Source organism: Baekduia alba, from assembly GCF_028416635.1.
GTDB lineage: Bacteria > Actinomycetota > Thermoleophilia > Solirubrobacterales > Solirubrobacteraceae > Baekduia > Baekduia alba.
In genome coordinates this window covers 2,654,828-2,674,897 of record NZ_CP114013.1, presented here as the reverse complement: position 1 = coordinate 2,674,897, position 20,070 = coordinate 2,654,828, and the positions used below count along the sequence as shown (strand labels likewise).

Here is a 20,070-nt window from a genome sequence, read left to right as displayed (position 1 = left end):
GCCCGGCGGTCACAGCTTCGCCGCCTCCCGGAGGTTGACCGCCGGGATCACGCGTTCGCCGTAGGCCGACAGGGTGTGGTCCTTGTCGTCGTGCTGGAGGTAGAGCGCGAACTGGTCGACGCCCAGGTCGGCCAGCTCGTTGAGGCGCTGCACCTGGACCTCGGGCGGGCCGATCAGGCAGAAGCGGTCGATGACCGCGTCGGGCACGAACGACGTGTGCGTGTTGCCGGCGCGGCCGTGCTCGTTGTAGTCATAGCCCTCGCGGTCCTTGATGTAGTCGGTCAGCGCCGTCGGGACCGCGGAGCCGTCGCCGCCGTAGCGCGCCACGAGGTCGGCGACGTGGTTGCCGACCATCCCGCCGAACCAGCGGCACTGGTCGCGGCCGTGGGCCAGCCCCGCCTCGGTCCCGTCGGTCACATAGGCGGGCGCGGCGACGCAGATCGTCACCGCGTCGGGGTCGCGCCCGGCCGCCTCGGCCGCCGCGCGGACCGCGGCGATCGACCACGCCGTGATGTCGGGGTCGGCGAGCTGGAGGATGAAGCCGTCGGCGACCTCGCCGGTCAAGGCCAACATCTTGGGGCCGTAGGCCGCGACCCAGACCGGCAGCCGCGAGTCCGGGTTCCACGGCAGCCGCAGCTGCGTGCCCTTGTAGTCGACGGTCTCGCCGCTGGCCAGCCCGCGGATGACCTCGATCGAGGCGTACATGTCGGCCACCGACACCGGCTTGCCGTTGATGACGCGCACGGCGCTGTCGCCCCGGCCGATCCCGCAGATCGTCCGGTTGCCGTACATCTCGTTGAGCGTCGCGAACGTCGACGCGGTGACCGTCCAGTCGCGCGTTGCCGGGTTGGTGACCATCGGGCCCACGATCAGCTTGTGGGTCTCGTTGAGGATCCGGCTGTAGACGACGTAGGGCTCCTCCCACAGCAGGTGGGAGTCGAACGTCCAGGCGTGGGAGAACCCGTAGGTCTCGGCGCGCTTGGCCAGGTCGATGACGCGCGCGGCCGGCGGGTCGTTCTGGAGGACCACCCCGAAGTCCATCAGCGCACCGCCCCGTCGAGCTCGCCGGCGGCGATCAGGGCGATCGCCTCGCCCACCGTCGCGCCGTAGGCCTCGATCGCGACGCGCAGCGCGTCGACCGGCGAGTCCTCGACCTCGGTGTGGGAGATCGGCGGGTCGGACTGGGCGAAGATCATCACGGTCGGCACGAGCCGGCCGATCTCCGTCGCGTCGTGCAGCGGCCCGGAGGGAATCGGAGCCCCACCCACCCCACCGTCGCCGCCGCCCGCGGCCTCGACCGCGGCACGAGCCAACGCGATCAACTTCGGGTGAAACGGCGTCGGCGTCGCGCCGAACACGCGCCGCGGCTGCACGCCGCAGTCGAACGCCTCGGCCGCGCGCGCGCACGCGTCCAGGCACTCGGCCAACATGGTGGCCAACACGTCGGCGTCGAGGTGGCGCAGGTCGAGCATCATCTCCGACTCGCCCGCGATCGCCGTGATGACCGCGGGCGCGCTCGTGATCGCGCCGACCGTCGTCACGCCGCCGTGGCGGATGCCGACCTCGCGGATCTCGAGCGCGGCGGTCGCCGCCGCCGCCAGCGTGTCGCGGCGCAGGTGCATCGGCGTCGAGCCCGCGTGCGCGGACTGGCCGGTGAACGTGATCAGGTAGCGCTCGTCGCCGAACGTGCCGCTGACGGCGCTCGCCAGGCGGCCGGTGTCCTTCAGGACCGGGCCCTGCTCGATGTGCAGCTCCAGGTAGGCGCGCGCGCCGTCCAGGCGTGACCGGGCGGCGGTCGCGGCGTCCAGGTCGACGCCCACCGACGCCATCGCGTCCTGCAGCGTCGTGCCGCCGGCGTCCAGCAGCCCGCGGACGTCGTCGGGTTCGAGCGTGCCCGCGACGGCCGAGGACCCGACGAGCGAGCGCCCAAAGCGCGCGCCCTCCTCGTCGGCCCAGTCCACGAGCCGGACCGCGATCGCCGGCGGGGCGCCGGCGGCCGCCAGCGTCCGCAGCACCTCCAGCGCGGTCAGCAGCCCGAGGCAGCCGTCCAGCCAGCCGCCGGACGGCACCGCGTCGATGTGCGAGCCGACGATGACGAAGCCGTCCGGCGCGTCCTCGCCGCCCGCGAGCTCCGCCCACAGGTTGCCGGCCTCGTCGCGCTCGACGGTCACGCCGTCGCCCAGCTCGTCCAGCTTGCCCAGCAGCCATGCGCGCGCGGTCTCCCAGTCCGGCGACCACGCCAGGCGCTTGGCGCCCGCGTGCTCACCGCCGCTGGCCGCGGCGAGCTCCTGCAGGTCGGACAGCACGCGGTCGGCGTCGATGCTCAACGTCATGCGGTCGCGCCCTCCGACGCCAGCGCCGTCTGCCGGGCCACGAACTTCCCGTGACCGGGCTGCGAGACGATCTGCCCGTTGTCGTACACCATGGTCCCGCGCGACAGCGTGTGGCGCACCGAGCCCGACGCCATCTCGCCCTCGTAGAGGTCGTAGTCGACGTTCATGAACGACGTGTGCGTGCCGTAGCCGCGCGGCGCGCTGGGGTCGAACACGACCACGTCAGCGTCCTTGCCCGGGGCGATCGCGCCCTTGGTGGTCAGGCCGAAGCGCCGGGCGATCGTCGTCGACGTGCGGTCGACGAGCTGGCTCGGGGTGATCCGACCGGCGACGACGCCCTCGTCCCACAGCTTGGCGAGGCGGTGCTGGATGACCGGCAGCCCGTTGGGCACGAGGCTGAAGTCGTCCAGGCCGCGCGCCTTCTGCTCGTTAGTGAACGGGCAGTGGTCGGTGGAGATCGACTCGAGGATCCCGCGCCGGACGTAGTCCCACAGCGGCTCGTGGTTGCGCGCGTCGCGCAGCGGCGGCGAGCAGACGTAGCGACAGCCCTCGACGTCGGGCTTGCGCAGGTCGTCGATCGTGTTGACGAGGTACTGCGTGCACGTCTCGCCCGCGACCGGGACGCCGCGGGCCTGCGCGGCCTGGATCTCGGCCGCCGCCGCCTCGCACGTGACGTGCACCACGAACAGCGACGCGCCGGTGAACTCCGACAGCCGCGCGGCGCGCGAAGTCGCCTCGGCCTCCACGAACTCGGGCCGCGTGAGCGCGTGGTGGATCGCGTTGGTCTGCCCGTCGCGCAGCGCCCGCTTGACGAGCAGGTCGACGACGTCGCCGTTCTCGGCGTGGACCATCGTCAGCGCGCCGAGGTCGCGGGCGCGCTCCATGCACGCCGTCATCGCGTCGTCGCGCGTCATCAGCTCGCCCTTGTAGGCCATGAACAGCTTGAACGACGCGACGCCCGCCTCGGTGATCGCGGCCATGTCGTCGATCGTGGCCTCGTTGGCGTTGGTGATCGCCATGTGGAAGCCGTAGTCGACGTGCGCCGTGCCGTCGGCGCGGCCCTGCCACTCCTCCAGCGCGGAGCGCAGCTGGTCGGGCTCGCGCTGGATGGCGAAGTCGACGAGGCACGTCACGCCGCCGGCCGCGGCCGCCTGCGTTCCCGTGTCGTAGTCGTCTGAGGACATCATGCCCATGAACGGCATCGACAAGTGCGTGTGGTTGTCGATCAGGCCGGGCATCACGACGCACCCGCTGACGTCGAGGACGGTGGCGCCGGCCGGCGCCTCGACGTCCCCGACGGCCGCGACCTTCTCCCCCACGATCAGCACGTCGGCGTCGTACTCGCCGTCGGCGCTCACGACCCGGCCGCCCTGGAGCAGCGTTGCACTCGATTCGGTCATGCGCCGAGCATCTCATGTGCCAGGCCGCCTGGAAATGGATGGTCCGGCTATACGAACAGCAGCGCGGCGACCGCGGCGTCGAACGCCGCGTCGTCGGGCAGCGCGACCCGCGCGCCCCACGGCACGCGGTCCAGCGCCGACGGGCGCCGGCAGCCGAGGATCCCGCCGACGATCGCGGTCAGCTGCGCGGTCGCGCCGCCGCCGAGGCGAACCGCGGCGCGCATGCCTTCGGACGGGTCGTCGTGGCGATGCAGGATCGCCAGCAGCGCGTCGACGATCGCCCGGTCGTCGGCCGCGACGCCGTGGAAGGGCGGCGGCCAGTCGTCGGCGTGGTCGGCGACGAGGTGGTAGAGCGGCTCGCCGGCCAGCGACCAGGCCGCGAGGTCGGCGACCAGCACCGGCGCGAAGCCGAGGTGCAGCGCGGCGGCGCGACGCGCCAGCGCGTCCGGCTCGCGCCAGCCGAGGACGAGCGCCGCCGGCAGCCCACCGCCGGCGGCGGCGCCCGACAGCGCGGCGTCGAGCACGGCGCTCGTCACGGCGCCCGTCGGCCCGACGTCGTCGAGCAGCCTGGCCCGGCTGATCCGCCGCGGCGCCACGCCGGCCCACGGCAGGCCGAGCGCCTCCCCCAACGCGACCCCGAGGAGGCCGCCGCGCAGCCGGTCGCTCAGGTCAGGGCGAGCCACACGTAGTAGCCCGTGACCGCGGTGAACAGGATGGCGTCCAGCCGATCCAGCGCGCCGCCGTGCGCGCCGAACAGCGTCCCGGTGTCCTTGGTGCCGGCATCTCTCTTGAGGTAGGACTCGAAGAGGTCGCCGATCGGAGCGGCCAGCGCGATCGACACGCCGAGGATGGCGCCCTTGGAGCCGCCCATCCACTCCTGGCTCAGGCCCGCCCACCAGACCGCCGCGGTCCCGGCCACCACGCCGATCGCCAGGCCTTCGATCGTCTTGTTGGGGCTGATGGCCGGCGCGAGCTTGCGCTGGCCGAACGCGCGGCCGCCGAGGTAGGCGCCGGTGTCGCCGACGAAGGTCCCGAGCAGCACCGCGAAGACCAGCCCGCCGCCGTGGTCGAGGTCGCGCAGCAGCACGGCGTGCGCCAGCGCGAGGCCGATCCACGCCAGCCCCAGGACCGTCACCGAGATCCCGGGCGCGCCGGCGCCGCCGGCCTGGTTGGCCGCCACGAAGAAGACGATCGGCAGGCACGCCATGAACGCGAGCAGGATCGTCTCGCGGTCGCCCAGCGACGCCGCGGCCAACAACCCCAAGAACCCGACGAAGCCCGCCAGCCGCGCCGGCCGCGCGCGCTCGAACATCGAGAACAGCTCGTGCAGGCAGATCAGGCCGAGCACGCCGATGCCGGCCAGGAAGACCGTGCCGCCCAGCGCGACCATCGCCAGCGCGACGGCCAGCGCCGGGATCGCGACGATGACGCGGTTGCCGAGGTCCGAGCCGCCGCGGCCGCCGCCCCTCCGCGGCCGCCGTCCGCCGGCCGACGTGCCCGCATCGCGCCGCTGACGCCGGGGCTGGGGCATGGCGCTCAGCGCCCTCCGAAGCGGCGGGTGCGCGCCTCGTACTCGTCCAGCGCCGCGCGGAACGCCTCGCGCGAGAAGTCCGGCCACAGCTCGTCGCGGAACACGAGCTCGGAGTACGCCGACTGCCAGAGCAGGTAGTTGCTCATGCGCTGCTCGCCGCTGGTGCGGATCACGAGGTCGGGGTCGTGCATGTCCGGCGCGTAGAGCAGCCGGCGGAAGTCCTCTTCGGTGCCGCCCGCAAAGCGCGCGGCGGCGTCCACGATCTCCGCCCGCCCGCCGTAGTTAAAGGCGATGAACAGCGTGATGCGGTCGTTGTGCGCGGTCTGGGCCTCGGCCCAGTCCATCTGCTCCAGCAGCGCGCCCGCCACGCGGTCGCGACGCCCGATGAACCGCATGCGGACGCCCTCCGCCTCGAGCTCGGGCGTCTCGCCGAGGATCCGCTCGGAGAACATGCGCATCAGCGCCGTGACCTCCTCGGCGCTGCGCGACCAGTTCTCGGTCGAGAACGAGTAGACCGTCAGCTCGCGGATGCCGAACTCGACGGCGTCGCGCAGCCGCGCCTTGACGACGTCCGCGCCCGCCTTGTGCCCTTCGGCGACGGGCAGGTCGCGCGCCTGCGCCCACCGCCCGTTGCCGTCGGTGATGATCGCGACGTGCTGAGCGCGGGGGCCCGAGTCGCTCAAACTTCGAGGATCTCTTCCTCTTTGCCCTTGAGCAGGACATCGAGGTCGGCGATCTTCGCGTCGGTGAGCTTCTGCAGCTCCTGCTCGCCGCGGCGCTCGTCGTCGGCGCCGACGTCCCCGTCGTCCTTCAGGGACTTCAGGTCATGCATGATGTCGCGCCGCACGTTGCGGACCGAGATCTTGCCGTCCTCGGCGAGCCCGCGCACGACCTTGACCAGCTCGCGCCGGCGCTCCTCGTTGAGCTCGGGGATCGACAGGCGGATCAGGCGGCCGTCGTTGCTCGGCGTCAGGCCGACGTCGGACTCCATGATCGCCTTCTCGATGGCCTTGATCGACGACGCGTCGTAGGGCTGCACCGTGATCAGGCGCGCCTCCGGCACGTTGACCGTGGCGAGCTGCTTGACCGGCGTCATCGCGCCGTAGTAGTCCACCATGATCCGGTCGAGGATCGAGGGGCTCGCGCGCCCGGTGCGCACGGACCCGAAGGTGTTGTGGGCGGCGGCCACCGCCGCGTCCATCCGCTCGCCGGCCTCGGCCAGCAGCTCGTCGATCAGCTCGCTCATGCTGTCTCTCCTGCCTCCGGCTTGACCAGCGTCCCCACCCGCTCGCCGGACACTATCCGCTCGATGTTCTGCTCGTCGTCCATGTTGAACACGTGGATCGGCAGCCGGTTCTCCATGCACAGGGTGAGCGCCGTGGCGTCCATCACCCTGAGGCCGCGCTGCAGCGCCTCCATGTGCGTGATCTCGGGGATCAGCATCGCGTCGGGGTCCTCGCGCGGGTCCGCGGTGTAGACCCCTTCGACGCCGTTCTTGGCCATCAGGATGGCCTCGGCGTGGATCTCGACCGCCCGCAGCGCCGCCGCGGTGTCGGTCGTGAAGAACGGGTTGCCGGTGCCCGCCGCGAAGATCACGATCCGCCCCTTCTCGAGGTGGCGCATCGCGCGGCGGCGGATGTAGGGCTCGGCGACCTCTTCGACCTTGATCGCGCTCTGCACGCGGGTGTGGACCCCGGCGCTCTCCAGCGCGTCCTGGAGCGGCAGCGCGTTGAGCACGGTCGCGAGCATGCCCATGTAGTCGGCGGTGGCGCGGTCCATGCCGGCCGCCGCGCCCTTCATGCCGCGGTAGATGTTGCCGGCGCCGACGACGATGGCGATCTCGACGCCACGGTCGTGGACGTCCTTGATCGCCTGCGCCACGGCCCGGATGCGCTCCGGGTCGGTGCCGTAGTCGCGGGAGCCCATGAGGGACTCCCCCGACAGCTTCAACAGGATGCGCTTGAAGACGGGTTCAGCCACGACGCGCCGATCCTACGGGCCGCCGTGGCTGGATGTCGCCGTGAACGGCCTACTCGCCGACGGCGAAGCGGACGAAGCGCTTGATGACGACGTTCTCGCCCGTCTTGGCGGAGAGGCCGGCGCGCAGCTGCTCGATCGTCTGGCCGTCGTGCTTGTCGCCGTTGACGTGCTCCTGGTCGAGCAGGACGACGTCCTTGTACCAGGCCTTGAGCTTGCCCTCGACGATCTTGGGCCGGATGTTCTCCGGCTTGTCGGCGGCCTGCTGCTCGAAGACGCGGGCCTCGGCGTCCTTGTCGGCCTGCGGGATCTCGTCCTCGTTGACGTACTTCGTCTGCGGGGAGGCGGCGATGTGCAGCGCGAGGTCCTTCGCGAAGTCGACGAAGTCGTCGTTCTTGGCGACGAAGTCCGTGTTGCACTCGACCTGGACGAGCACGCCGACCTTGCCGGTGGCGTGCACGTAGGCCTGGACGGTGCCCTCGGATGTCTCGCGACCGGCGAGCTTGCCGATCTTGTTGCCCATCTTGACGCGCAGGATCTCCTCGGCCTTGCCGGCATCGCCGCCGGCCTCGGTCAGGGCGTTCTTGCAGTCCATCATGCCGGCGCCGGTCTTCTCGCGAAGGGCCTTGACGTCGGCAGCGCTGATCGTGGTGCTCACGGTGTTGTCCTCCGTACGGGAAAGGGTGGGCTAGGACGCCGGCGTGTCGCCAGCCGGCGCGGCGGGCGCGGGCGCGTCCTGGGCCGGCGCGGCCGGGGCCGCGGGAGCCGCGGGGGCGGCGGCGGGCGCGGCCTGGGCGGGCTCGGCGGCGGGCGCCGGAGCCGACTCGGCGGCGGCGTCGGCGACCGGACCGGCCTTGGCGGCCTGCGCGGCCTCCTCGGCGGCCTTGGCCTCGGCGGCGGCCTGGCGGCGCGCGGCCTCCTCGGCCTCGCGACGGGCGTTCTCCTCGGCCTGACGGGCGGCGAGCGCCTCCTGCTCGCGCTGGATGCGGGCCTCCTCGGCGGCCTTCCACTGCCCGGCGCCCTCGGCGATCGAGTTGCCCAGCGCCCGGGTGATGACGTCGCAGGAGCGGATCGCGTCGTCGTTGCCGGGGATGACGAAGTCGACGCCGTCGGGGTCGCAGTTGGTGTCGACCAGGCCGATCAGCGGGATGCGCAGGCGCTGGGCCTCGCGGACGCCGATGAGCTCGGTCTTGAGGTCGACGACGAAGATCGCGTCGGGCGTGCGCGTCATGTTCTTGACGCCGCCCAGGTTGGCGCGCAGCTTGGCGAGGTCGGCCTCGGCCGACAGGCGCTCGCGCGTCGGCAGCAGCGCGAGCTGGCCGTCGGCCTCGTAGCGCTCGAGGTCGTGCAGGCGCTTGATGCGCTGGTTGATCGTCTGGAAGTTCGTCAGCAGGCCGCCGAGCCAACGGTGGTTGATGTGCGGCATGCCGCAGGCCTCGGCGACGTCCTTGACGGAGTCGCGGGCCTGCTTCTTGGTGCCGACGAACAGCACGGTCCCGCCGCGGGCGGCGAGGTCGCCGACGAACTCCTGGGCCTGGCGGAGCAGACGCTCGGTCTGCAGCAGGTCGATGATGTAGATCCCGCCACGCTCGCCCCAGATGAAGCGGCGCATCTTCGGGTTCCAACGGCGCGTCTGGTGACCGAAGTGGACTCCGGCCTCCAGCAGCTCACGGATGCCAACGTCAGTATTGGCCATGGTGCTGATTCCTTTTGTTGATGGTGCTGAGGTAGCCCGCCGGCCGGACTTGCGGGACCCAGACATGGTCGTCTGGGCAGGACCGCGTCCGCTGTGACCCGGCGGGGTCGTAGAACTGGACGCCTTCCAGGATAGACAACCCCCGCCGCCTTACGCTTCCTCGCATGCACCTGCATCCGCTCGCCGAGGGCTTCGCCGACGTCGCCGACGACTACGAGCGCGGCCGGCCCGGATATCCCGCCGCCGCGATCGCGGCGTTCGGGCTCCCTGCGGGCGCGCGCGTGGCGGATGTCGGCGCGGTCACCGGGAAGCTGACGCGGGCGCTGCTCGCGGCCGGGCTCGACGTCGTGGCGGTCGAGCCGCTGGACGGGATGCGCGCGCGGCTGGTGGCCGAGCTGCCGGGCGTGGAGGCGCTGGCCGGGACCGCGGAGGCGCTGCCGCTGAGCGACGCGTCGGTCGACGCGATCGCGGTGGGCGACGCGTTCCACTGGTTCGACAGCGCGCTCGCCGCGCCGGAGCTGGCGCGGGTGATCCGACCCGGCGGCGTCCTGGCGATCTGCGGCAACACGCAGGAGGGTCCGCCCCCAGAGAGGTCGGGCCGATCGAGTCCGACGAGTACGCGCGCGTCTCGCCGAAGGCCTTGTTCAGCGCGGGCTGGGGTCAGGAGCTCGGCGACCTGCTGACGGCGGCGCGCCCGCCGCACCCGGGTCTGGACGACGACGGCACGCTGTACACGCGGATGGACGCGACCGGCCTGTTCACGCCGCTGGAGCGCGTCGAGGTCGGGCACGTGCACCGCACCGACCGCGCCAGGCTGGTGGGGAGCATCGCGTCGATGTCGTTCGTCGGCGTGCTCCCCGAGGCCGAGCGGGCCGACCTCCTCGGCCGCGCCGACGCGCTGCTGCGCGAGCACGGCGTCGGGGCGGTCGCGCTCGCGATGAAGACAACCGTGCGGACCGCGCGCCGGCGCTAGCTCAGCGCTCGCCGGCGCGGGCGCGGTCGAGCGCCTGCTCGAGCTCGGGCGGCAGCGGCGACTCCACGGCGATCGCCGCGCCCGTCACCGGATGGGTGAACGCGAGTCGCTGGGCGTGCAGGAACTGCCGGGTGAGGCCGAGCCGGTCGGCGTGGCCGTACTCCGGGTCGCCGGCGACCGGATGGTCGATCGCCAGCAGGTGCACGCGGATCTGGTGCGTGCGCCCGGTCTCCAACGTGACCGTGAGCAAGGTGTAGTAGTCGAACGCCTCGGCGATCGCGAAGTGCGTCCGGGCCTCGCGCGGGTTGTCGGTGTCGGTCGAGTGCCGGGTCCGGACGCGGCGGTCGCGGCCGATCGGCGCGTCGATCGTCCCGGTGCGCGCCGGCGGCCGGCCCTCGACGAGCGCCGCGTACTCGCGCGTGACGTCGCGGCGCTGCAGCGCCTCCTTGAGCGCGGCGTGGACCGCGTCGGACTTGGCCACGACCAGTAGGCCGGAGGTCTCGCGGTCCAGACGGTGGACGAGCCCGGCGCGCCAGCCGTCGTCGCCGGGCCGGTGGGCCGGGTTGGTGCGTTCCAGCGCCTGGGACAGCGTGCCGGTCAGGTGCCCCTTGGCCGGGTGGACGACGAGGCCCGCCGGCTTGTCGACGACGAGCAGGTGCTCGTCCTCGTAGGGCACGGCGAACGTGACGGCCGCCCCGAGGTCGGCGGGCGCCTCGGGCTGCTCGATCGCATCGTCGACGACGACCACTTCCCCCGCGGCCACGACGTGGCGCTTGGGGCGCGCCCGGCCGTCGACCGTGACGGCGCCCGCCTCGATCAGCCGCGCCGCGCGCGACCGGGAGCCCAGCGAGTCGGCGAGCAGCGCGTCCAGGCGCTGGCCGGCGCTATCCGGTTCGACCGTCAGCTGCATCGCGCTCTCCGTCCTGCTGCTCGATGACCCACAGCAGCACCAGCACCCCGAAGGTGATGGAGATGTCGGCGACGTTGAACGCGGGCCATGCGGGAAGCTTGACGAAGTCGGTGACGGCGCCGTCGCGCACGCGGTCGATGATGTTGCCGATCGACCCGCCGAGCAGCATGCCGGTCGGCAGCCACACCAGGGGCTTGTCGAGGTGCGTGACGAAGTAGTACAACAACGCCGTCAGCGCGGCGGCGACGAGCGCGACGACGATCAGCCCGCCGCCGCTGAACGCCCCGAACGCGACACCGGAGTTGCGCACGTGCACGAGCGAGATCGCGGGCAGGACCGAGTCCTCCTCGCCGATGTCGATGCCGCCCCGGACCAGCGCCTTGGTCAGCTGGTCGAGCGCGACGACGACGACCAGGACGAGCCCGGCCCGGGCCAGGACCCGCGCGTGCGCGGAGGTCACTGCGGGATCAGGCCGACGATGACGTTGCCGAGGACCACGAGCACCAGGATGGCGATCATCGGGCTGAGGTCCAGCGGCCCGAACGGCGGGATGAAGCGCCGGAAGATCGACAGGTACGGCTCGCATACGTCGCGCAGGAAGTCGAGGATCGCCCGCGACCAGCGCGAGTACGGGAGCCGGCCGCCCACGTTGAAGTACATCGACGTGAAGATGTAGGCGATGATCAGGATCGTGTAGACCCAGATCAGGGCCGAGACGAAGCTCGCGACCTGGTCGCCGGTGCTCGCCAGAATGGTCATCAGGAGCGGACCCCCAGCACGGCGTCGATCGCGTCGTGGAAGGCGGCGCGGACGCCGGCGCGCTCCAGCGCCGCCAGGCCGCGCGCCGTCGACCCGCCCGGCGAGGTGACCTCGCGGCGCACCGCGAGCGTGTCGTTGCCGCGGGCGCGCAGCAGCGCGGCCGTCCCGGCGAAGGTCTGGACCACCATCTCGGCGGCCTTGTCCGGCGGCAGGCCGTGGCGGACGCCGGCGTCTACCTGGGCCTCGGCCAGGAGCGCGACGTAGGCCGGCGCGTTGCTCATCAGGCCCATCGCGACGTCGACGAGGTGGTCGTCGACCTCGACGAGCAGGCCGAGCTCGCCGAACAGCGCCGGCACGCCCTGGTCCAGGCGCGCGTCCTGGTGGCCGTCGGCCGCGCGGACGACGACGCCCTGCCTGATCTCGACCGGCGTCGACGGCAGGAAGCGGTAGACGGGGCGGCCGGGGTAGGCGGCCTTGAGGTCGGCCAGCCCGACGCCGCCGAGGATCGAGGCGACGGCCTTCGCGTCGTCGGCGATCTCCGCCGCGACCTCGTCCAGCTGGGCCGGCTTGTGGCAGAGGACGACGAGGTCGGCGGCCTGGGCGAGCGCCGCGTTGCTCGCGAACGCGGTCCCGCCGAGCTCGTCGACGAGCGCCTGCGCGCGTCCCGGGAGCGGATCGGCGGCGAGGATGGGCTTGCCCCACCCGCGCGCGATGCCGCGCGCCATGTTCCCCGCTCCGATGAGACCGACCTGCATACGGGGCGACACTGTAGTGCCCGGACCGCAACGCGGGTTTCGCCCTCTGGGCCAACACGGGTGGGCGGGTCCGCATCCAACCTCGCCCCCTGGGCGAGCGTTGCCCTAGGACTGGTTGAAGAAGCCCTTCTCGATCAGCTGCGCGCGCTCTTCGGCCGAGATCTCGACGTTGCGCGGCGTGAGCATGAAGACGCGGTCGGCGACGCGCTGCATGCCGCCGTCGAGCGCGTAGGTGAGGCCGGAGGCGAAGTCGATCAGCCGCTTGGACAGATCGGTGTCGGTCGACTGCAGGTTCAGCACGACCGGGATGTCGTCCTTGAACTTGTCGGCGACCTGCTGGGCGTCGTTGAAGGACTTGGGGATGACCAGGTGCAGCTTGACGCTGCCGTTGCGCGCCTTGGCCGGCGCGGCCGCGCCGCCGCCGATCGGGCGGAGGTTGGCGCGGGTCGGCGGCTCGTCGTCGGCGAAGATGTCGTCGAACTCGTCGCGCCGCCGGCGCGAGCTCAGGCGCCGGACGTTCGGACGCTCGCGGTAGCGCTCCTCGAGCTCCTGCTCGGGCTCGCGGTAGTCGTCCTCTTCTTCGGCGTAGTTGTCCCGCTCTTCGGCCAGGCCGAAGTACACGAGTGCCTTGTGCCAGCTGTCGCTCACGGCCACGTCAGCAACTGTACGCCAATTCCGCTGAAAGTCCTGCAATCACAAGTACAGCTTCGTGCCCACTCGCACGATCGTCGCGCCCTCCTCGACGGCCACCGCGAAGTCCTGCGTCGTCCCCATCGACAGGTGATGGAGGCCGTGCTCGGCCGCGAGCTCGGCCAGCGCGGCGAAGTGGCGGCGCGAGTCCTCGGCACGCTCGGCCAGCGGCGGCATCGTCATCAGGCCGACCGGCGTGACCGCTTCGCGAGCGCGGGCGAGGAAGTCCGGGAGCAGGACGGGCGCGATCCCGCTCTTGTCGGGCTCGCCGCACACGTTGACCTCGACGAGGACCTGCGTGTCGGTGGTCGCGTGCTTCGCGAGCTGGTCGACGACGGAGTCGCTGCCGACCGAGTGGATCAGCCGCACGAGCCCGACGACCTGCTTGACCTTGCGCGACTGGAGGTGGCCGATGAAGTCCCAGGTCAGCTCGGTGCCGCCGGGGGCGTCGTGCTTGCGGACCAGCTCCTGGGCGCGGTTCTCGCCGACCAGCGCGATCCCGGCCTGCGCGAGCACCGGCAGCTCGTCGATCGCGACGTACTTGACGGCGGCCAGCAGCTCGACGTCGTCGGCGCTGCGGCCGGCGCGCGCGGCCGCGTCGGCGATCTCGCCGCGCACGCGCTCGACGTTCGCGCGCACGCCCTCGACCGTGAGCCCCTCGATCAGCTGCGCCACACGAGGCCTCCTTGCCGGCCGGTGATCGGCCCGGACGCGCGGTGGGAGAAGAAGACGTCGGGCTCGCACATCGTGCAGCGCTGCACGTCGTGGACGTGCGCGACGCCGGCGTCGACCAGGCGGCGAGCGGCGATGCCCTTGAGGTCCAGGGTGCGGTCGGCGCGCCGCGGCGCGTCCGGGAAGCGCGCGGCGACCTCGTCGCCGACCTCGTAGCAGCAGGCGCCGGCGCCGGGGCCGATCGCGGCGTGGATCGCGCCGTCGGGATCCAGGGCCCGGAGCGCGTCGACGCCCGCCTGCAGCACGCCGCCGGCCAGCCCGCCCCACCCGGCGTGCACCATCGCGACCGCGTCCGGCGTGGCCAGGGCGACCGGCAGGCAGTCGGCGGTCAGGACGATCGCCGCGACGCCGCGGGCCGCGGTGACGACGCCGTCGGCGTCGACGACGTCCGCGGGCGCCGTCGGCCCGTCGACGGTCACGACGCGCGTGCCGTGCACCTGCCGCCCCCACGCCAGCGCCGCGCCGGCAAGCGCGGCGGCGCGCCGCCGGTTCTCCTCCACCGCCGCGGGGTCGTCGTCGGTGAGCAGCCCGAGGTTCAGCGCGGCGTACGGCCCGTCGGAGACGCCACCGGCCCGCGCCGTGAAGCGCACCATCGCGCCGGGAAGCTCGACCTCGATCATCGCCCGTTGTTCTAGCAGTCGAGCGCCGCCGCCATCTGGGCGTCGCGGTCGTCGCCGAGCTCGCCGTCGAGGCGGCGGGCGAGCGTGGCGGCGAGCCGGCGGCCGAGCTCCGGGCCCTCCGGGAGGCCCGCGGCGATGAGGTCGTTGCCGTCGATCGCGAGGCGGACGTGGCGCCAGACGTCGACGAACCGCTGCGCGGTCTCCGCGTCCCCGCGGGCGCCGGCGACCGCCACGGCCTCGATGGGCTCGCCCTTGAGCGCGGCGACGACCGCCGACGGCCGCGCGGGCGCGATCGGCGCCAGCGCGGCGCAGCGGTCGAGGATCCGGCGCTCGGCGGCCGTGAAGCCCCAGGGCTCGGCCCACCCGCCGTCCGGGATCACCGCGCCGAGCAGGGTCAGGTCGCGCCGGGGCGGGACGGGCGTGGGCGCGAGGCGCGTCGCGGCGGTCGCCGGCTGCGGCCCGCCGCCGAGCAGCGCCCGGACCGCGCGCGGCGCCGGCGGCAGCAGCGCCAGCGCGTCGGCGACGAGCCGCGGGTCGAGCGTCAAACCCTCGACCAGCCCGAGGTTCTGGGCGGCGTGCAGCGCCGCCAGCGGGTCCGGCTCGCCCAGCGCGAGGCGCAGCTCGGCGCCCAGGCGGTCGCCGCTGACCGTCGCCAGCGCGCCCCGCTGCACGGCCTCGAACGCCAGGCGGTCGGTCGCCGGCTCGGGCGCGAACCCCAGCCGGACGGCGTAGCGGACGAGCCGCCACAGGCGCGTGGGATCGTCGCGGAACGACGCGGCGTGCAGCACGCGCAGGCGTCCGGCGGCGAGGTCGTCGAGCGCGGCGGGCGCCGCCGCCAGCTCGCCCGTGGCGTCCAGCGCCACCGCGTTGATCGTGAAGTCGCGGCGCAGCAGGTCGTCCTCCAGGCCCGACGCCCGGACCTCGGGCAGCGCGCCCGGCAGCTCGTAGCGCTCGTCGCGCGCCATGACCACGTCGACCAGGGAGCCGTCCGGCGCCACGACGTCGAAGGTGCAGAACCGCTCGTGGAAGGCCACGACCTCCCCGAGCGCACGCGCGACCGGCTCCGGATCGCCCTCGACCACGACGTCGATCTCGCCCGGCGTCCGGCCCAGCAGCGCATCGCGCACCGCGCCCCCGACGACCCACGCGTTGCGGTGCTCGGAGAGCACGCGCAGCGCCCACGCGCCACACGGCGCGGCGCGCAGCGCCTCCAACGCTTCATCGGGCCTCAACACGTGGCGATCCTCGCACGCCGTCCGACCTCATACCCTGTTGGCCATGACCCGTCCCTCCGGCGGCCGCCGCCGTCGGCTGGTGTGGATCGTCCCGGTCGTCGTGGCGTTGCTGCTCGCGGCCGGTGCGGTCAAGGTGCTGACGGGCGGCCCGGGCGACGTCTCCAACTCCGACGTCGAGTTCGACACGGCGCCGCCGACCGCGCCGACGCCCACCACGCCCGCGCCGAAGACCACCACGTCGTCTGCCAAGGACCCGTTCGCCGACGGGTTCGAGTGGCCTGTCTACGGCTACACGCAGAACCGCGCGCGCTACCTGCCGCTGGAGCGCAACCTGCGGCCGCCGTTCAACGTGCGCTGGAAGGTGACGGGCTCGATCCTGCTCGAGTTCCCGCCGGTCATCTGCGGCAAGTCGCTGTACCTGCTCAAGAACAACGGCGCGCTCTACGCGATCTCGCGCCGGACGGGCCACGTGCGCTGGAAGGTCAAGCTCGGCTACCTCGCGGCGTCCTCGCCGGCGTGCTCGCACGGGACCGTCTACGCCGTCATGCTCTCGCGCGGCAAGGGGATCCGGGCGGGCCGCATCGCCGCCATCGCCGGCTACACGGGTCGCACGCGCTGGTCGCGCAAGCTGCCCAGCCGCGCCGAGTCCTCGCCGCTGCTCGACCACGGGCGGCTGTACTTCGGCTCCGAGGACGGGACCGTCTACGCGATGGACGCCGCCAACGGCGACATCCAGTGGACCTACAAGGCCGGCGGCGCGGTCAAGGGCGCGCTCGCGCTGGACGACGACGGGCGCCTGATCTTCGGCGACTACGGCGGACACGTCACCGCGATCCGCCGCGCCGACGGCAAGCAGCTGTGGCAGACCGGGACCAGCGGCGGCGCGTTCGGCCTGAAGTCGGGGAACTTCTACGCGACGGCGGCGATCGCCTACGGCCGCGTGTACATCGGCAACACCGACGGGTTCGTGTACTCCTTCAGCGCGCGCGACGGCAAGCTCGCGTGGCGCCACAAGACCGGCGGCTACGTCTACTCCTCCCCCGCGATCTCGCCCGTGCTCGGCGGCACGGTGTACGCCGGGTCCTACGACGGCAAGCTGTACGCCTTCGACGCGCGCACCGGCAGCGTGCGCTGGACCCACAAGAGCGGCGGCAAGATCTCCGGCGGCCCGGTCGTCATCGGCGACCTGGTGTTCTACTCCAACCTGACCAAGCACTCGACCGGCGCGGTCGGCGCGGCCACCGGGCACGCCGTGTGGTCGATCGGCCGCGGCGCGTTCAACCCCGTGATCTCCGACGGCCAGCGCATCTACCTCGTCGGCTACGCCACGTTGTACGCCTTGGGCGAGGAGGGCCGTACGGCCGAGGGGACGCTGACCGCGGCGGGGCGCAAGCAGCGGCGCGCACATCTGAGCGCGGTCGCCGAGCGCCGCCATCGCCGCTACGTCGACCGTCGCGTCCTGGAGCGCAAGCGCGCCGTCGCCCGCCGGCTGGCCGCGCGGCGCAAGGGTCTCGAGGTCTGCTTCAGGTCAAGCGGCAAGACCAAGTGCCGGGTGCCCAAGCCGCCGGTCTGCTTCACGCGCAAGTCCGACGGCCGGACGATCTGCCGGGCGCGGAAGGCCTAGGCCTTGGGCTTCAACACCCAGAACTTCACCCGCGCCGTGCTCTGCGCCTTGCCGTCCGTGCCGAGCACGGCGACCGTCAGCAGGTAGGTGCCGGGCTTCAGCTTCTCGCCCTTGGCCAGCAGCGCCTGCGGGCGGAGCGTTGCGATGGTGCCGACCGCGCCGCCCTTGCCGCCCTTGGCGATCGTCAGCGACGTGCCACCGGGCGAGCCGGTGGTCTCCTTGGCCGTGACCGGCTTGTAGGTGCCGGGCTGGTAGTGCCCGTCGTCCTGCTGGCGGCCGCGGACCGGCGGGCACGTGCGGAGCGCCTGGGAGCCGGTGCCGCGTTGGATCGTGACCCGCACGGCGGCGGCCGCGGTCAGGCGGTAGCGGATCTTGACGGAGCGCGAGGTCGCCGCGGCGGACGCGACGCAGCGCGGCGCGACGGTCAGGCTCTGGACCTTGATGATCGACGGCGCCGAGGCGGCGACGACGGGCGCGGGCGCCGGCGTGCTCGTCGGGGTGGTCGTGGTGGTCGGCGCCGGGTCGGCCGGCGGGGCGGGCCGCGCCGGGATCGTCACGGTCGTCGTGCCGGCCGTGCTCTTGGCGCCGTCCTTGTCGGTGGCCACGACGGCGACCGTGTGGTCGCCGACCGTGGCATAGGTGTGCACCACGGTCGCCGCGGCCGCCGCGGTGAGCGTCTCTGCGTGCCCGTCGCCCCAGTCGACGTCGTAGGTGAAACCGGCGGCGGTGTCGGCGCTGGACGGGTCGGTCGTCGCGAGCGCGAAGGTCAGCGCGGCCTCGATCGGCGTAGTGCCGGGCGGCGCGGTGACCGTGACCGCCGGCGCGCCGTTGGTGGCGACCACGTCGGTCGTGTACTCGGTCTTCAGGCCGTCCTTGTCGATGACCGCGGCGCGCACCGTGGTGGTGCCGTCGTCGGTCGTCGGCAGCGTGGCGCCGGTGGTCGTGACGCCGCCGGCGTACGTGCCGTCGCCGACGTCCCAGGTTCCGTCGTCATCGACGTCGTAGGCGTAGTGGAGGCCGGCGGTCGTGTCGGCGGGCGACGCGTCGCTCGCGCCCGTGAACGACACGGTGGCGTCGGAGCCCTCGACGACCGGCCCGCTGTTGCCGAGCGTCGCGGCCGGCGCCGCGCCGGTCTCGGTGATGGCCGTGGTGTACGCGCGGAACCCGCCGTCCTTGTCGATGACGAGCCCGCGGACGGTCCGAACGCCGTCGTCGAGCGTCGGGACGGTCGTCGACGTGGTGGTGACGGCGGTCGCGTAGGTGGCGCCGCCGACGTCCCAGATGCCGTCGTCGTCGGTGTCGTAGGCGTAGCGGACCCCGGCGGTGGCGTCGGCTTCCGAGGCGTCCGTCGCGCCGGTGAAGGACACCGTGGCGTCCGCGCCCTCGACGACCGGGCCGTCGTTGGCCAACGCGGCGGAGGGCGCGGTGTTGGTGACCGTCAGCGTCGCCGTCGCCGAGGTCGTCGTCAGCGACCCGTCGGAGACGCGGACGCGCACGCTCGAAGCGTCCGGGCCGTCGCCGAGGCCCAGCGTCCCCAGCTGCGCAGCCGTGAGCGTCGGCGTCGCGCCCGTCGCGTCGCCGTACGTGCCGTCGCCGTCGACGTCCCACGAGTAGCTCAGCGGGTCGCCGTCCGGGTCCGAGCCGGTGGCCGCGAGGCTCACACCCGAGCCTTCGACGGTCGTGTAGGGGCCGCCCGCGTCCGCGGTCGGCGCGCGGTTGGGCGTCGCGGTGGTGAACGACCCGCCGCCGCTGTAACCGGTGCCGGCGCTGTTGGTGGCGTAGGCGCGGAAGGTGTAGCCCGTCGAAGGCGACAGCGCCGACGCCGGCACCGTGAACGTCCCGACCACCGGCGTGGCGAGCGGGATCTGGGTCACGCCCGCGCCGCCGATCGCCGGCGTGCAGGGCGAGGCGCAGTACACGACGCCGCTGGCGCTCAGCGCGCCGCCGCCGTTGCTCGTCACGGTGCCGCCGAGCGTCGCGGTCGTCGTCGTGACGGCCGCGCTGGTCGGCGTGGTGACGGTGGGCGCGACGACGACGGGTGCGGCGGTGGAGTGCCGCAAGGCGACGATCACCTGGGTGTAGGGGTCGCGCTGCTGGCCGTCGAGGAAAGTCCAATGCCAGTTGATGCCCGCCGTCGTCGCCTGGTTGGCGCCGGTGTTGCCCGAGCGCGATGCGGCGGAGCCGTGCACGCCCGACGTCGCCTTCCACGCCTGCGTCGGGGTGACGAGGTCGGTCGCGCCGCCCACCACCGGCTCGCTCGTGTTGGCGAGGTTGTCCAGCGCGATCACGCCGAACATGCCGTCGGCCTTGACGGTGTTGTTGAAGACGAGGGACGCGGAGTTCGCGCTGACGTCCAGGCTCTGGGAGGTCGCGGCGAGGACGGGATCGAGCTGGTCGACGCCGGTGAAGGCCGTCGCCCCGACGACCGCGGACGCCGAGCCCGCGAAGGTGACGGCCACGGTCGCCGAGCCCACCGGCGGATTGCTCAGCGTCCAGATCTGCGCGCGGGTCCCTGGGCCGGACTGGGCGGTCGCGCCGTCCGCGCTGCGGCTGGTCAGCGCCTGGCCGCCGTAGGTCACGCCGCTCACCGTCGCGCCGGCGGTCGTCGAGATCCCGACGGCCAGGAGGCGGTCGCCGCCGGCGGCGACGGCGAAGCCCGGCACCTGGATCGTCGAGCCCGTGCCGGCGGTCGACGCCGCGTTGACGGCCTGGACGTCGGCCGACGCCGCCGAGCAGAAGACGGCGGTCGTCAGCGCGCACGCTGCAACCGCGAGGACCCGCGCAACCCCATGCATAGCCGGCGACCCTACGGTCCGGCGGCGGACCTCACCCTGG

General features: G+C 73.2%; 22 protein-coding genes. 3 read left to right on the top strand and 19 right to left on the bottom strand.

Going from position 1 to position 20,070, the window contains the following annotated elements; genetic code table 11:
• Positions 1 to 9: 9 nt before the first annotated feature.
• Genes DSM104299_RS13365 through rpsB form a run of 10 tightly spaced genes read right to left on the bottom strand, consistent with a single transcriptional unit; the run spans position 10 to position 8,937 of the window.
• Positions 10 to 1,041 carry a TIGR03842 family LLM class F420-dependent oxidoreductase gene (locus DSM104299_RS13365; RefSeq protein WP_272477806.1) on the bottom strand — a complete coding sequence of 344 codons (1,032 nt, stop codon included), beginning with the start codon at positions 1,039 to 1,041 and terminating at the stop codon, positions 10 to 12.
• Positions 1,041 to 2,333 (bottom strand): hydantoinase/carbamoylase family amidase, encoded by a 1,293-nt coding sequence (locus DSM104299_RS13360; RefSeq protein ID WP_272477805.1) that lies wholly within the window; start codon positions 2,331 to 2,333, stop codon positions 1,041 to 1,043. Before DSM104299_RS13360 ends, DSM104299_RS13365 begins: the two co-directional genes overlap by 1 nt.
• The gene (gene hydA / locus DSM104299_RS13355) at positions 2,330 to 3,733 is read right to left on the bottom strand and encodes a dihydropyrimidinase (RefSeq protein WP_272477804.1); all 1,404 of its coding nucleotides are present in this window, start codon (positions 3,731 to 3,733) and stop codon (positions 2,330 to 2,332) included. The genes DSM104299_RS13360 and hydA overlap by 4 nt, the downstream gene beginning before the upstream one ends.
• 47 nt (positions 3,734 to 3,780) lie before the next feature.
• Positions 3,781 to 4,416 (bottom strand): ADP-ribosylglycohydrolase family protein, encoded by a 636-nt coding sequence (locus DSM104299_RS13350; RefSeq protein WP_272477803.1) that lies wholly within the window; start codon positions 4,414 to 4,416, stop codon positions 3,781 to 3,783.
• A complete protein-coding gene (locus DSM104299_RS13345; RefSeq protein ID WP_272477802.1) occupies positions 4,398 to 5,264 on the bottom strand; it encodes a phosphatidate cytidylyltransferase in 867 nt (288 codons plus the stop codon). The genes DSM104299_RS13350 and DSM104299_RS13345 overlap by 19 nt, the downstream gene beginning before the upstream one ends.
• Positions 5,265 to 5,269: 5 nt before the next feature.
• Positions 5,270 to 5,947 (bottom strand): polyprenyl diphosphate synthase, encoded by a 678-nt coding sequence (gene uppS / locus DSM104299_RS13340; protein WP_272477801.1) that lies wholly within the window; start codon positions 5,945 to 5,947, stop codon positions 5,270 to 5,272.
• Positions 5,944 to 6,501, bottom strand: a complete 558-nt coding sequence (gene frr / locus DSM104299_RS13335; protein ID WP_349294564.1) for a ribosome recycling factor — start codon at positions 6,499 to 6,501, stop codon at positions 5,944 to 5,946. The genes uppS and frr overlap by 4 nt, the downstream gene beginning before the upstream one ends.
• Before the next feature lie 5 nt (positions 6,502 to 6,506).
• Positions 6,507 to 7,244, bottom strand: a complete 738-nt coding sequence (gene pyrH / locus DSM104299_RS13330) for a UMP kinase (protein WP_272477799.1) — start codon at positions 7,242 to 7,244, stop codon at positions 6,507 to 6,509.
• A gap of 49 nt (positions 7,245 to 7,293) precedes the next feature.
• Positions 7,294 to 7,899 carry an elongation factor Ts gene (gene tsf, locus DSM104299_RS13325; RefSeq protein WP_272477798.1) on the bottom strand — a complete coding sequence of 202 codons (606 nt, stop codon included), beginning with the start codon at positions 7,897 to 7,899 and terminating at the stop codon, positions 7,294 to 7,296.
• A gap of 30 nt (positions 7,900 to 7,929) precedes the next feature.
• Positions 7,930 to 8,937 (bottom strand): 30S ribosomal protein S2, encoded by a 1,008-nt coding sequence (gene rpsB, locus DSM104299_RS13320; RefSeq protein ID WP_272477797.1) that lies wholly within the window; start codon positions 8,935 to 8,937, stop codon positions 7,930 to 7,932.
• A gap of 164 nt (positions 8,938 to 9,101) precedes the next feature.
• On the opposite strand from rpsB, the gene DSM104299_RS13315 reads away from it, so the two are divergent.
• Both DSM104299_RS13315 and DSM104299_RS13310 read left to right on the top strand, forming a co-directional pair.
• Positions 9,102 to 9,620 (top strand): class I SAM-dependent methyltransferase, encoded by a 519-nt coding sequence (locus DSM104299_RS13315; protein WP_272477796.1) that lies wholly within the window; start codon positions 9,102 to 9,104, stop codon positions 9,618 to 9,620.
• Positions 9,578 to 9,910 (top strand): hypothetical protein, encoded by a 333-nt coding sequence (locus tag DSM104299_RS13310; RefSeq protein WP_272477795.1) that lies wholly within the window; start codon positions 9,578 to 9,580, stop codon positions 9,908 to 9,910. Before DSM104299_RS13315 ends, DSM104299_RS13310 begins: the two co-directional genes overlap by 43 nt.
• A gap of 1 nt (position 9,911) precedes the next feature.
• Here the strand turns inward: DSM104299_RS13310 and DSM104299_RS13305 are convergent, their stop codons facing one another.
• From DSM104299_RS13305 to DSM104299_RS13270, 8 genes are all read right to left on the bottom strand, one after another.
• Positions 9,912 to 10,820 (bottom strand): RluA family pseudouridine synthase, encoded by a 909-nt coding sequence (locus tag DSM104299_RS13305; RefSeq protein ID WP_272477794.1) that lies wholly within the window; start codon positions 10,818 to 10,820, stop codon positions 9,912 to 9,914.
• Entirely contained in the window at positions 10,795 to 11,280 is a 486-nt protein-coding gene (lspA, locus tag DSM104299_RS13300) for a signal peptidase II (protein WP_272477793.1), read from the bottom strand. Before lspA ends, DSM104299_RS13305 begins: the two co-directional genes overlap by 26 nt.
• Positions 11,277 to 11,579 (bottom strand): YggT family protein, encoded by a 303-nt coding sequence (locus DSM104299_RS13295; RefSeq protein ID WP_272477792.1) that lies wholly within the window; start codon positions 11,577 to 11,579, stop codon positions 11,277 to 11,279. The genes lspA and DSM104299_RS13295 overlap by 4 nt, the downstream gene beginning before the upstream one ends.
• Positions 11,579 to 12,334, bottom strand: coding sequence for a pyrroline-5-carboxylate reductase family protein (locus DSM104299_RS13290; protein ID WP_272477791.1), 756 nt, complete (start codon positions 12,332 to 12,334; stop codon positions 11,579 to 11,581). Before DSM104299_RS13290 ends, DSM104299_RS13295 begins: the two co-directional genes overlap by 1 nt.
• A 105-nt stretch (positions 12,335 to 12,439) precedes the next feature.
• Entirely contained in the window at positions 12,440 to 12,988 is a 549-nt protein-coding gene (locus tag DSM104299_RS13285; RefSeq protein ID WP_272477790.1) for a cell division protein SepF, read from the bottom strand.
• Positions 12,989 to 13,027: 39 nt separating this feature from the next.
• Positions 13,028 to 13,699 (bottom strand): YggS family pyridoxal phosphate enzyme, encoded by a 672-nt coding sequence (locus DSM104299_RS13280; RefSeq protein WP_272477789.1) that lies wholly within the window; start codon positions 13,697 to 13,699, stop codon positions 13,028 to 13,030.
• The gene (locus DSM104299_RS13275; RefSeq protein WP_272477788.1) at positions 13,687 to 14,376 is read right to left on the bottom strand and encodes a purine nucleoside phosphorylase YfiH/LACC1 family protein; all 690 of its coding nucleotides are present in this window, start codon (positions 14,374 to 14,376) and stop codon (positions 13,687 to 13,689) included. The genes DSM104299_RS13280 and DSM104299_RS13275 overlap by 13 nt, the downstream gene beginning before the upstream one ends.
• An 11-nt stretch (positions 14,377 to 14,387) precedes the next feature.
• Complete coding sequence (locus DSM104299_RS13270; protein ID WP_272477787.1) at positions 14,388 to 15,608, bottom strand: tRNA nucleotidyltransferase/poly(A) polymerase family protein; 1,221 nt, start codon at positions 15,606 to 15,608, stop codon at positions 14,388 to 14,390.
• A gap of 46 nt (positions 15,609 to 15,654) precedes the next feature.
• Here DSM104299_RS13270 and DSM104299_RS13265 point away from each other — a divergent pair, with 46 nt between their 5' ends.
• Entirely contained in the window at positions 15,655 to 17,235 is a 1,581-nt protein-coding gene (locus DSM104299_RS13265; protein ID WP_272477786.1) for an outer membrane protein assembly factor BamB family protein, read from the top strand.
• Here DSM104299_RS13265 and DSM104299_RS13260 read toward each other — a convergent pair.
• A complete protein-coding gene (locus tag DSM104299_RS13260) occupies positions 17,232 to 20,030 on the bottom strand; it encodes a PKD domain-containing protein (protein WP_272477785.1) in 2,799 nt (932 codons plus the stop codon). The two genes, DSM104299_RS13265 and DSM104299_RS13260, sit on opposite strands and share 4 nt — an antisense overlap.
• Positions 20,031 to 20,070: the final 40 nt, after the last annotated feature.